The sequence below is a fragment of the Wenyingzhuangia gilva genome (assembly GCF_030519655.1).
In the GTDB taxonomy this organism is placed as follows: domain Bacteria; phylum Bacteroidota; class Bacteroidia; order Flavobacteriales; family Flavobacteriaceae; genus Wenyingzhuangia; species Wenyingzhuangia gilva.
On the sequence record NZ_JAUMIT010000001.1, the window covers coordinates 103,874 to 115,784 of the forward strand.

General features: G+C 30.4%; 9 protein-coding genes and 1 pseudogene. 5 read left to right on the plus strand and 5 right to left on the minus strand.

Annotated features, from left to right (window positions below; all coding sequences use genetic code 11):
- Positions 1-35 precede the first annotated feature (35 nt).
- The 4 genes and pseudogenes from QVZ41_RS00435 (at position 36) to QVZ41_RS00450 (ending at position 1,825) form a co-directional block, all read left to right on the plus strand.
- Positions 36-338, plus strand: a complete 303-nt coding sequence (locus tag QVZ41_RS00435) for a hypothetical protein (RefSeq protein WP_302882588.1) — start codon at positions 36-38, stop codon at positions 336-338.
- Between the two features lie 35 nt (positions 339-373).
- Positions 374-829 (plus strand): DUF4488 domain-containing protein, encoded by a 456-nt coding sequence (locus QVZ41_RS00440; RefSeq protein ID WP_302882589.1) that lies wholly within the window; start codon positions 374-376, stop codon positions 827-829.
- Between the two features lie 150 nt (positions 830-979).
- Positions 980-1,354: a VOC family protein gene (locus QVZ41_RS00445; RefSeq protein WP_302882590.1), complete on the plus strand. Its 375-nt coding sequence runs from the start codon at positions 980-982 to the stop codon at positions 1,352-1,354.
- 117 nt (positions 1,355-1,471) lie between these two features.
- A pseudogene (locus QVZ41_RS00450) lies at positions 1,472-1,825 on the plus strand (DUF4260 domain-containing protein).
- A 12-nt stretch (positions 1,826-1,837) separates the two neighbouring features.
- Here QVZ41_RS00450 and QVZ41_RS00455 read toward each other — a convergent pair.
- The 4 genes from QVZ41_RS00455 to QVZ41_RS00470 form a co-directional block, all read right to left on the minus strand.
- Positions 1,838-2,662 (minus strand): hypothetical protein, encoded by an 825-nt coding sequence (locus tag QVZ41_RS00455; protein WP_302882591.1) that lies wholly within the window; start codon positions 2,660-2,662, stop codon positions 1,838-1,840.
- A gap of 42 nt (positions 2,663-2,704) precedes the next feature.
- Positions 2,705-3,412 (minus strand): Ig-like domain-containing protein, encoded by a 708-nt coding sequence (locus QVZ41_RS00460; protein ID WP_302882592.1) that lies wholly within the window; start codon positions 3,410-3,412, stop codon positions 2,705-2,707.
- 120 nt (positions 3,413-3,532) lie between these two features.
- Positions 3,533-5,986 (minus strand): DUF4114 domain-containing protein, encoded by a 2,454-nt coding sequence (locus QVZ41_RS00465; RefSeq protein WP_302882593.1) that lies wholly within the window; start codon positions 5,984-5,986, stop codon positions 3,533-3,535.
- A gap of 112 nt (positions 5,987-6,098) precedes the next feature.
- A complete protein-coding gene (locus tag QVZ41_RS00470) occupies positions 6,099-7,037 on the minus strand; it encodes a bile acid:sodium symporter family protein (protein ID WP_302882594.1) in 939 nt (312 codons plus the stop codon).
- 256 nt (positions 7,038-7,293) lie between these two features.
- Here QVZ41_RS00470 and QVZ41_RS00475 point away from each other — a divergent pair, with 256 nt between their 5' ends.
- The gene (locus QVZ41_RS00475; RefSeq protein ID WP_302882595.1) at positions 7,294-10,116 is read left to right on the plus strand and encodes a M16 family metallopeptidase; all 2,823 of its coding nucleotides are present in this window, start codon (positions 7,294-7,296) and stop codon (positions 10,114-10,116) included.
- A gap of 127 nt (positions 10,117-10,243) precedes the next feature.
- On the opposite strand, the gene QVZ41_RS00480 is transcribed toward QVZ41_RS00475, so the two are convergent.
- Positions 10,244-11,794 (minus strand): glycoside hydrolase, encoded by a 1,551-nt coding sequence (locus QVZ41_RS00480; protein ID WP_302882596.1) that lies wholly within the window; start codon positions 11,792-11,794, stop codon positions 10,244-10,246.
- Positions 11,795-11,911: the final 117 nt, after the last annotated feature.

Below are 11,911 nucleotides of genomic sequence, written 5' to 3' on the forward strand. Positions count from 1 at the left end.
ATGATTTTATAGTAACACATTGTATTTAATTAAAAATGAAAAATTGTCCAAAATGTAAATCCGAAGTTGATGATCACTTTGAGTTATGTTGGAATTGTAATTATAGCTTTTTTGATAAAAGGGTATTAGAATTACACGAACTAACAAAAGTAGAAACTGAAAAAGAAATTGATTGTTTAAGATGTAAAATCCCCATGAAATACTCTGGAGAATTTAAATTTCACGAAGGAAGTCGTGCAGGAATTTTTGGAAGTGTGTTTGAAATTTTTCAAAACAGAGAATCTTTTGATTTATATCATTGTCCAAAATGCCGAAAAGTAGAGTTTTTTATTCCTTAAAAAATTAATTATTACATCCTTAAACTACCATATCTATGAAAAAAATCTTTATTTTATTTATCACAACATGTTCAATACTAACTATAATAAGTTGTTCTTCATATAAAAAAATACAACCCCAAAAAACACATTTACCAGTATCTAAATCTCTTGTTGGTATTTGGAGACAAACATTACCATTCATTAAGGATGGTAAAAAAATAGATCTATTAACTACTCATTACAAATCAATTAATACTGACGGTACATACTATACTTTTAATACAGGAAAAAATGGAAGTATAAAAATTATACAATATGGTTCATACGAAATAACATCTGACAACACTTATATTGAACATATTATAACTAATTCTTTAGTCCCAACAATGAGTAATCAAGATTCATTTATAAATTTTAAATTAGTTGATAAAAACACCTTAATGATTAATTGGAAATTAAATGACCAAAGAGGAGGTAATGAAAAATGGACTCGTGTCCCTTTCTATTAAGAATTAAAAGATACTCTTTAGTTAAAACGAAAGAACATATACCTAATATATTAGTAAAACAATTACATTCAACCAAAAAAGAAAAAAGAATATTAAATTTTTAGTTAACTTTATAAATAAGTTTATTAAACCAATAACTCTTTAAAGTAAATGAAATTAGGTGCATTCTCAATCAGTCTAAACGTAAAAGATATTGAACTTTCTAAACAGTTTTATGAAAAACTAGGTTTTCAAGTTTTTGCAGGTGATGCTGGTCAAAATTACTTAATTATGAAAAACGAATCGACTATTATTGGTTTGTTTCAAGGAATGTTTGATAAAAATATTTTAACCTTTAATCCAGGCTGGGATAGCAATGCCAATACCCTAGAAAACTTTAATGATATTAGGGAAATACAACAGCATTTAAAAGATAACAATGTAGCGTTAACCCAAGAAACAAATCCAGAACAGAAAGGGCCTGCCAACATTACACTTATAGATCCTGATGGAAATGCCATTTTAATTGATCAACATATTTCATAAAAATGTTTAGACTAAAACCACAACTGTGGCTGTTTATTATAGGATTTTTTGTTTCTATCTTTACTCCAGAACAAGAGAAAATAAAATTAAAAGACCAATAATTTTAAGCTCAAAAAAATGAAGCAGCTCATAAAAATCGAAGAACTTGCTCAATTTTTATTGTCCATTGTTTTGTTTAGTCAACTAGACATTTCTTGGTGGGTATTTCCTGCCTGTTTGTTACTACCAGATTTTTCTATGCTAGGTTATGTAGTTAACAACAAAATAGGAGCTTGGAGTTAAAATCTTTTTCACCATAAATTGTTAGGAATTATTTTTTATGTCATTGGTGTTTTTATTCAAAACGAAACAATAATGCTAATAGGAATTATTCTTTTTGGACATTCGGCTATGGACAGAATTTTTGGTTATGGATTAAAATATAAAGATGATTTTAAATACACTCATTTAGGAAAAATCGGAAAAGAATAAGCTTATTATTTATTACTGAATATCTAAAAACAGTCCCCCACTATAAGATGGTTTTGCATAAATAATTCTACCCGAAACTGCACTTGTGTAATTTAGAGACACTCCTAGTTTTGAAGTAATATAATAAGCTACTTCTGCCCCAACGCTTACATACTCTATATTGTTCGCAAAAATACTTCCTTGAGAGTTTTGAGCAGAAAGGGTTCCGTTTTTAAATGAATTGACACTATTTAGCCTAGCCAACACCCATAACTTATTCCCTAATTTTATCCCAGATTCTATTCCGTAATGAAACTCATCAGAAAAACCTTGAGTTCTATTGTTAATTCCTATATAGGTTTTGGCATAAGCAGGTTTAGAGAACAATTGATAAGAAGTTCCGGCATCTACAGTAATCAACTGATTAAATTCTCCATCACCTGTTTGAAAACTACCATCACTTCCTGCTTTGTTTTTTCCTGTTGGCAAACCTAGTTTTAAAGTGGTTGATAAGGCAAAATGGTTCTTTTTTATCAAACCATATCTTAATCCAACATCAATATCTCCAATGGCATTTACAGCTTCTCCTGCTTGTAATACATTTCCGTTAGTACCCGAAATTTGAGCATTTTGATAAATCCTTGTCAAAAAAGGAACATAAGTAATAAAATCTAGTTTATTAGAAATGCCATATTCTCCATAAAAACTTAATGTAAAATTACCTCTTGTAGCATTGGGGTCTATTTCTCCTGTATTGGTATAATGTTGATTTGCCACCAAAGACCATGCAGATATTTTATAATATCCATTTCCTTTTCCTTTGTTCCATTGCGCATCACTTTGTTGAAAGAAAAACAAAACACATATGATGATAACTAATTGTAAATGTTTTATGAAATTTTATTTATCTGTGATGGTTGCTTTACCTACAAGAATTGAAAAAGGTCTACACCATTGTACCAAATATTGATAATCATTAATGCCTACTCCATCTAAGATATAGGTAAATGCTCCTTTGTAATGAGTTCCATCAACATCATCATATGCATCAATTTGCAATGCGTTTGCTAAAGAATTTGGATTGTTCGTTAAAAACAAAGCAAATCCAGGCAAACTTTCATCTGCTACATAATTATCATCAAGTATTATTTGTATTCCGTTTGTTGTTTTACTGATTTCAAAATCACCCGCAGCAACATAAGAAGCTGTAGGAGCTATAGTTCCTTTTTTGGTGTTTTCTGATGGCATCACAACCACTCCATCTTTCACCACCATAATAATTTCACTATCCGTTAACTCCCCAGAACTTCCCGTTGTTTTAACAGTAATGGTTGCCGTTCCTTCGGCTAAGGCAGTAATATTGGTCGTAAGGGCATCAATAAACAATACATTAGAATTTGAAGTTTCCCAAACAATGTTTTTATTTTCTTTCTCCCCAACATTATTAAAATAAGAAGCTTGTAATTTTACAACATCTCCTACTTTTAAAGTATTCACGCTACTAATAATTCTTAGTTCTTCTGGTACGGCATCATCTACAATATCTTCTTGAATACAAGAATTTAATCCTACAAAAAGTAAAAGAAACACTAGTTTTAAAAGTTTCATGTCTATAGTTATTAGTTAGTTAAAAGTTCTGTCGACACTTAACTAACATCATTACAGGCTTCTATAGAAAAAGGCAGTATAGAATATTTCTATGCTGCCTTTTTTTTATGTTTTATGCACTTAATTTTTGATTACAAACTTTCCATTGGTTTTGTTTTTCCCAATTTCCTGAATGGTATAAAGATACACACCACTTGGTAGAGAAGTTTGATATACAATTACATGATTGCTATTGCTTACTTTTATGGTTTGTTGATCTACTAATTTTCCTGCCATATTGTATACACTAATTGTAGGTGTGATCATATTTGCATCTACCAAAATTTGTGTTTGATTACTAAATGGATTAGGATATACTTGATTTTGTTGATGATCAATAAAATCAGTTCCTAATTTTTTTTGTTCAAAAGCAGTATTTGTAAAAGCCACTTTTTCTATACTTAATTCAAACGGTTCAAAACTTTTTCCGTTTCCGTTGATGGAAAAAACAATTCTTTTTACATCTTCAATGGTCGCACTTTTCCCTTTTTGATCTTTAAAATCATGAATAGAAATATCATAACCCATGGCTACTTTACTGGCAGGAACTATATAACTAAATCTATCTTCCCAATCTTGTAAATCACTTTGCATTAAAATCAATTCAACATCGTGTGTACTTTTACTTTCAAATTTGATGACATTGTATTGATTTAACTTAAAACTTTGATCTCCTGCCAAAACTTGTCTAAAAGCATTTAAAGTATTTTTAATATTCCCTGAAGCATGAATACTTCTTTCTACAAGATGAATTCCTTCTGAAATTTCTTGTTCAGACGTTTGAAAAACATCATATTGATTTAACTGAGCACTGGTTACTAAATAATCTAATCCCCAAGGACCATCAGCCAAATACAAAGCATCCATTTGCTTAGAAGTATTGCTTTTTACAGAAACACCAACATCGAATAAATAACCTGAATCTACTACAATAGAATCTAATCTACTTCCTGTTAACTGAAAAGTTTGCGTTAACTGTTCTGTTTCTGATTGTTCTGTTTTTTTAATATTAGCATTAAATTCTAAAATTTTAGTGTTTGCATTGTTGATAATTTGTAAATGTATTTTTCCGTTTTTATAATATCCAGACTTTACAAATACCTGTGGAATTTTTTCAGTTTGTGAATCACTTACCAAACTTCCTTTTTCCTTAAACTTATCGATGATATTATTGGCAATAGCGAAAACTTGCCCGTTGTTAGCTCCCCAAACTTGAAAGTTATAATAACTCCCCTCTTTGTATTGATCAATATTCCAATAGCTACATAATTCGTAAGTATTCCCCTCTGCTTCTCTGATTGAAAAACTCAACGTATTTTCAACTTCTCCTCTATCTCTCAACAAACGAGCATGTATCATTTGGTGACCTCTTACTTTTACCAATCTTACATCTTCTAAAGTTGAACTATTTAATCTATCACAAATCGCTTTTGTATGATCGTACACTCCATTTGAACTATAAGATGCCAAAGCAGCAGCTATTCTATGCTCTCCTTGATAATAATCAATAGAATAAATTTCATCGGCATTGGTAATATCTACCAAATCTGTTGGGCTAGACACATATGAACTTTCAGTACCGAACATACCGTTTTCTGGAATATATTCTTCTAAAACACTTTTGTTAACAGCGCTAGTTTTCATTGTTCTGTAAGTGAGAACACTCATTTGCCTCGCTTTAGTGTTTGGCAAATTTTGTTTTACGCTACGCTTAAAATTACGTTTAGCAATTTTTTCAGCTAAAGTTCCATTACTTTCTAAACCTCCGTTGTTTGCAGAAGTAACATCTGTGGCAGAGCTTACTTTGTTAATATTACTGGCAACAATGGCTCTATAGGGTGTTGCTGTTACATAAAAAACAGCATCGTTAAAATCATTATCACAAGAAGCATAATCTCTTCTAATATCTTCAAAACCTAAAATAATTCTTTCATTTTCTGGATCCTCTAACAATACGTTATGACTTCTCAAGATTTCATCACTTTCTGGATTGTAATCCGTGTTAGAATACAGTTGCCAAAGTCCATTAGTCACACGTCCTTTCCAAGCATCTGCCAACAATACCCAGCCAATACTTGTTCCCGCTTCAAAGTCGCCAATTTTTACTTTATCACCGGGCAACAAACTACCACCACTATACAATTCAGACACATTAGGAAAAACAATAGTGATGTCTTCTGGATTTGGTTTTTGAACATTCACATCATTAGTATTATAGGTATAAAATCCTAGTACATTTTTATACCCTGCTCCTTCGGTTACATAAGTCACAAAAACCTCAGCACGTTCGCTTAAATGAATATCGGTATCGTATCCTGAACTAATATAATGAGGGTTAAAATCTGGTACAGGATATCCTTCTGGCAAAGCATTGTGAACCATTGTTAAAGTAGCTTCATCAATTTCATCTGGAACGTCCATTAAATATTCTGGAGTTCCATCGGAAGTATAGCTTCCTAAAAAATTATAATTCTGAGCTTTTACCCCAAAATTAACTGCAATAAAAGTGATGATAAAAAATAATATAGGTTTCATGTGTCTGTTTTTTAAAACAAAACTACGGCACCTATAACATTCTTTTTAAGCAGATTAGATGATTGAACAATTACTATCGACAAATGGTAAATATCTTTCTTTTTATTGATGATTACTCAACCTCTTTTAAGGTTCTCTTTCCAATTCTATTGGCCGCAATAGCCAAAATAACAATTTGAGTGATGTGATAAACCATGACCGGTAGTAAATACAAACTTGCACTTACATTGTTGGCAAAAATAATATTGACCATGGCTGATGCATGCACCAAAGATTTTTTTGTACCGCAAAAAGTGGCCGTAATTCTATCGGCTATAGAAAGTTTTAATTTTAAAGAAATATAATAAATCACTCCAATAACAAACCAAAACAAAACAAAAACAGTGCTAAAAAGAAATACAAAATTTAACCAACTAATACCATCAAACATATGAGCCAATATAGAAGTACAAAAACTAGCATATACTATTAAAACAATAATGGTTTTATCGTACAAAGCAATTTTAGCGCTATTCTTTTTTGCAATATGCCCTAATTTTTTGTTGAGCAACAATCCTATCACCAGAGGCAATAATATTTGAATAATCAATTTTAGAAAAACATCTCCTAAAGACATTCCTCCAGATTGACTTACAATAATTCCTATCCAAAGCGGTGTAACAAAAGCTCCGATTAAACCAGAAATACTAGCGTTAAAAATAGCTGACGGCACATTCCCTTTGGCCAAAGAAACCATAACTACTGATGAAGAAACGGTTGAAGGCAAAGCTGCTAAGAAGAACAATCCAATCCAAAAAGTTTCTCCTACCAAACTAATTAACAAAGGTTTTAATCCTAATAAAATTAAAGGAAAAAGCACAAAAGTACTCAGTTGAATTAATACATGAAGTTTGTAGTTTTTTAATCCTTGAGCAACTTCTGTAAATGATAATTTTAATCCATAGAAAAAGAAAATAAACCCAATTCCAATTTCTGTTACTTGTTTTAAGTGTAAAGTACCTGCTCCAGTTGGGAATAAAAAAGCAATAATAATGGCAGAAAAAAGTGACAAAATAAACTTGTCTATTTTTATGTTTTTAAAACGGGGTAAAGCAACATTCATATTGATGATTCAAATATATATTTGTTGGCTAAATTAGCATATTCCTAAAAGAGTTTTCCTTTAATTCTTCAACTTTTTTATTGAATTTTAATCATTTATAATTTCTATCAAAAACAAATTAACATTCCTTTTTTTGATGTTTTTATCTGCTATATTTTAAATAATTACATAAGTTTGATTAAAATGCTATTTAAATAAATTTCTTATGAAAAAAATTACCTTCCTATTATCGGTTGTATTGATTGCTGCTTGTAACACAGTTAATAAAATCCAACAAGAAAACACCAACAAAACCATTGCTAATATTCCTATAGATTCTATGGTAAAAACAGGCGTTTTAAGTAACGGTATGACTTATTATGTTAGACAAAATGACAAACCAGAACAAAAAGTAGAATTTAGATTGATTGTAAAAGCGGGTTCTATTTTAGAAAATGAGAAACAATTAGGATTGGCTCATTTTATGGAACATATGAACTTTAACGGTTCTAAAAATTTTGATAAAAATGAGTTGGTTAGTTACTTGCAAAGTATTGGAGTAAAGTTTGGGGCACATCTAAATGCTTACACTAGTTTTGACGAAACGGTTTATATTTTACCCATTCCAACAGATGATGATGAAAAACTAGAAAAAGGAATTCAGATTATAGAAGATTGGGCTTTTAATGCATCGTTAACAGAAGAAGAAATTGACAAAGAAAGAGGCGTTGTTTTAGAAGAATACCGACTTGGTTTGGGAGCTGATAAAAGAATGATGAAAGAATATCTCCCAAAATTAATGTATAATTCTCGTTATGCAGAACGTTTGCCAATTGGTACCAAAGAGGTTTTAGAAAACTTTTCATACGATGATTTAAAGCAATTCTACAAAGATTGGTACAGACCTGATTTAATGGCCATTGTTGCGGTAGGTGATGTAGATGTAAATATTTTAGAGCAAAAAATCAAAACTCACTTTGAAAAATATCCTGCTGTTAAAAACCCAAAAGAACGTAAAGAATATAAGGTTCCTAACCATGAAGAAACTTTTGTAGCTATAGAAGCAGACAAAGAAGCATCAAGATCTATTGTTAGACTTTATTACAAAGATTTAAAAGAAGCAAAACCGATGACTTCATTAGAGGATTATAAAAAACATCTTATCGAAGATCTTTTCAGTAAAATGATCAATCAAAGGTTAGATGAATTAACCACCAATGAAAATCCACCATTTTTATATGGATATAGTGCGCATGGAGATACTTGGGCAAAATCTAAACAAGCATATCAATCGGTAGCTTTAACTGGAGAAACAGGTCAATTAGAAGCTTTAAAAACTTTAGCTACAGAAAACGAAAGAGTGTTACGCTACGGATTTAATGCTAGTGAATTAGACAGAGCTAAAGAAGCTTTGTTAAAATCTATGGAACATGCTTATCAAGAAAAAGACAAAACAGAATCTAAGAGATATGCTAGTGAATACATTCAAAACTTTTTAGAGCAAACTCCTATTCCTGGTATCAAATGGGAATTACAAGCAGTTCAAAATATTTTACCTACAATTGATATAAACGACTGTAACCAACTAGTTCAAAAATACATTCATAACAATAACAGAGTAATTGTTTTCACAGGTCCAAAAAAAGAAGGATTACAAAAAGTAACAGAAGCCGATGTTTTAAACACCTTAAATCTTGTAAAATCGGCCAATATAGAACCTTATAAAGATATTACTTTTGCAGAGGGATTGATGAAAGAAATGCCTAAAAAAGGAAGTATTGTTTCAATTAGCAACGATACTATTTTTAATACAAAAACCTTAACGTTAAGTAATGGTGTATTGGTTACTTATAAAAAAACAAACTTTAAAAACAACCAAATTCTATTTTCAGGTTTTAAATATGGAGGAACTTCTTTATACACAGATGAGGAATACAAAAAAACCAATTTGGGTACAAACGCTTTAACTGAATCTGGTTTAAATGGTTATTCTAAAACCGACTTAGCAAAACTATTAACTGGAAAGTTGGTAACTGTAAATCCATACATTAGTAATCTTAGTGAAGGATTTAATGGTTCTACTACACCTGAAGATTTTGAAGTTTTATTCCAGCTAACCAACCTTTGTATAACCAAGTTAGATTATGATGAAAAAGCTTATAATTCTAACAAAAACAAGATGCAAGCTTATTTAAAAAACATCCTTTCCAATCCTTCTACTTATTTTTCTGTAGAGTTCTCAAAATTTCTTAATCAGAACAATAAAAGATATACCGGTATTCCAACTGATAAAGATTGGGAAAACACCGATTTTAAATTGGCATATCAAAAATATAAAGAGTTGTTTTCTAATGCCAATGGATTCCACTTCTACTTTGTAGGAAGTTTTGACGAAGACAAATTAAAAGAATATGCAGAACTTTATTTAGCAAGCTTACCATCAAAAAACACAAAAGACAGTTATAAAAATATTGATAGCAAACCTCTGTCTGGAAATTTGGAAAAAATTATCACCAAAGGTTCTGAACCAAAGAGTTTGGTCAGAATTATTTATCAAGGAACTACAGACAACAATACAAAAGATGCTTATTACTTAAAAAGTTTAGGAGAATTATTAACCATTAAATTAATTGAAGAATTAAGAGAATCTGAAAGTGGCGTGTACGGAGTTGGAGCTAGAGGTAGCATGAACAAACTTCCGTTTGCCACCTATAACTTTAGTATTTCTTTCCCATGTGGTCCAGAAAATGTAGACAAACTAAAAGCTAAAACCTTTGAGGAGATTGAAAAAATTAAAAACAATGGTGTTTCTGAAAAAGATTTAAATAAAATTAAAGAAACGCAGTTATTGGAATTAAAAGAAGCACAAAAAACAAATAATTACTGGCTTGGTCAACTACAAAACAGTGATTACAACCAAACTGATAGAAATAAAATTTTAGAAGCTGAAGATAAAATCAAAAAATTATCGGTAAAAGATTTACAAAAAACTGCAAAAAAGTATTTAAACAACAACAGAATTATAGGAATCTTAAACCCTGAAAAATAAAACACATATCCCCACAAAGAACAAACTTGTGGGGATATTATTATATACAACAAAGCCCGCATAACCAAACAACTTTACACGGACTTTGCATTCTAAACTAACAAACTAAATATTTTAATAGACCCTATCAATTTTGTGTTGAAAGGATCGTTACTACTGATTTTTCAGGAATCACAAGTTCTTCTGTTTTTATATTTTGATATCTCAAATTCAACTTATAATTTGTAGTGTAACTACTGATTGCTTTATAATGATGATTTTTAAAATTTAATTTCACAATTCGCTTTTCATTACAATTATTAACAATCACCGTTGTAATTATTTTTTCCTTTTTGTTTTGATAAGAGGATATCAACAATTTAGAATCTGTGCTTTCCGTTGCTATTCTAACATCGTTGGGTCTTATAAAACGACTATAATTTCCTAATGTCCATAACATTTTACTCTCGTAAAAATTTCCATCTTGTTTATTCTTATCAATATAAATCAACCCGTCTTTATAGTCGTAAGGTGATATTGCTACCCACCATTGCCAAGAAGAAGCTTGAGCAAATACCAAGTCATTATGAATTACTTTTGCCAAATACAAAGCAGATGTCATTCCTAAATCTCTTTTATTTCCATCTATTTCTCCACTATTTCCTCCTAAAATACAATATTCCGACATCCAATATTTTAAACCTGATATGTTATCAATAGCTTTATATAGTTCTTTTCTTTTATTGACTGCAACATCGTTGGGTGACGTTGTAAAATAACTATGACCAGAAATAGTTTTACTTACATTTGATAAATCTCCTATATAATTTGAGGAGTTTGAGTTAAAAAAAGCATCAATCTGTGTAGACCTAAACGGTTTGTCATCTTTTTGATACAGATAATCAATTTTAGCAGCCTCAGCAATATCTATTTTAGTTTTTAATTTTTTATCCACTAAACTTTTATTTAGTGCTTTGGTAATTCCAGCAATATCACTATTGGTAAAAGGAGTTCCTTCTTGACCTCCATCTGACCAATCCCATTGAGGTTCGTTTACTGGGCTAATATAGTCTACTGTTAATCCCATCTTATTTAACCCTTCAACAACAGTCGTTAAATAATCTGCATAAAAAACAAACTGATCTTTATCTAAATTAGGCTGTTTATTTGAGGCATAAGCTTTCTTGTTTTTAGTAATGTTTACAGGAGGACTGTTAAGAAACATCAATAATTTAGATACTTTTCTTTCTTTAGCTGCTTTGGCAAACCATATTTGTCCTTTTTGCCTATCCCAATTATAAGTACCATCAGCTTCTAAAAAAGACTCTGCTCTTCTCCATTCATCTTTAATACCACTCTCACTCCCTTGTTCTGCGCTTCCTGCACCAACATTAAAACGCCAAATAGACAATCCTATTCCTATTGGATTTTGATACTCATCTACTTCCGTACTAAACAATAAATCTGCTATGGCTTCTCTTTTTACTAATGGCCAGTTGCCAACAAATTGTGTTGACCAAGCATCAGAAGCCCCAAAATGATCTATAATTTGATATTCTTCGTTTTCATCAATCTCAATGGTTACAAAATCTGTTGAATCTTTTGTTTGTTCTATACTTTTTGACTGACTATAGGCAGGAAAAATAGTGACGAAAAAAAAGGCTGTAAATAGGGTGATGAATATTTTATTGATAATCATTTTTAAAACTATTTAAAACTATTTAGAAGTTATAAAATAACTAATTATTTCAATGGAAGATAGAGGATAAATTGAGACAAATAATGGTGTAAAATCATTTTCACATACTTTTTTAAT

Coding starts and splice junctions, on each gene's coding strand:
- QVZ41_RS00445 (WP_302882590.1), top strand. CDS start 980: ATGAAATTAGGTGCATTCTCAATCAGTCTAAACGTAAAAGATATTGAA.
- QVZ41_RS00435 (WP_302882588.1), top strand. CDS start 36: ATGAAAAATTGTCCAAAATGTAAATCCGAAGTTGATGATCACTTTGAG.
- QVZ41_RS00465 (WP_302882593.1), bottom strand. CDS start 5,986: ATGAAACCTATATTATTTTTTATCATCACTTTTATTGCAGTTAATTTT.
- QVZ41_RS00480 (WP_302882596.1), bottom strand. CDS start 11,794: ATGATTATCAATAAAATATTCATCACCCTATTTACAGCCTTTTTTTTC.
- QVZ41_RS00460 (WP_302882592.1), bottom strand. CDS start 3,412: ATGAAACTTTTAAAACTAGTGTTTCTTTTACTTTTTGTAGGATTAAAT.
- QVZ41_RS00475 (WP_302882595.1), top strand. CDS start 7,294: ATGAAAAAAATTACCTTCCTATTATCGGTTGTATTGATTGCTGCTTGT.
- QVZ41_RS00440 (WP_302882589.1), top strand. CDS start 374: ATGAAAAAAATCTTTATTTTATTTATCACAACATGTTCAATACTAACT.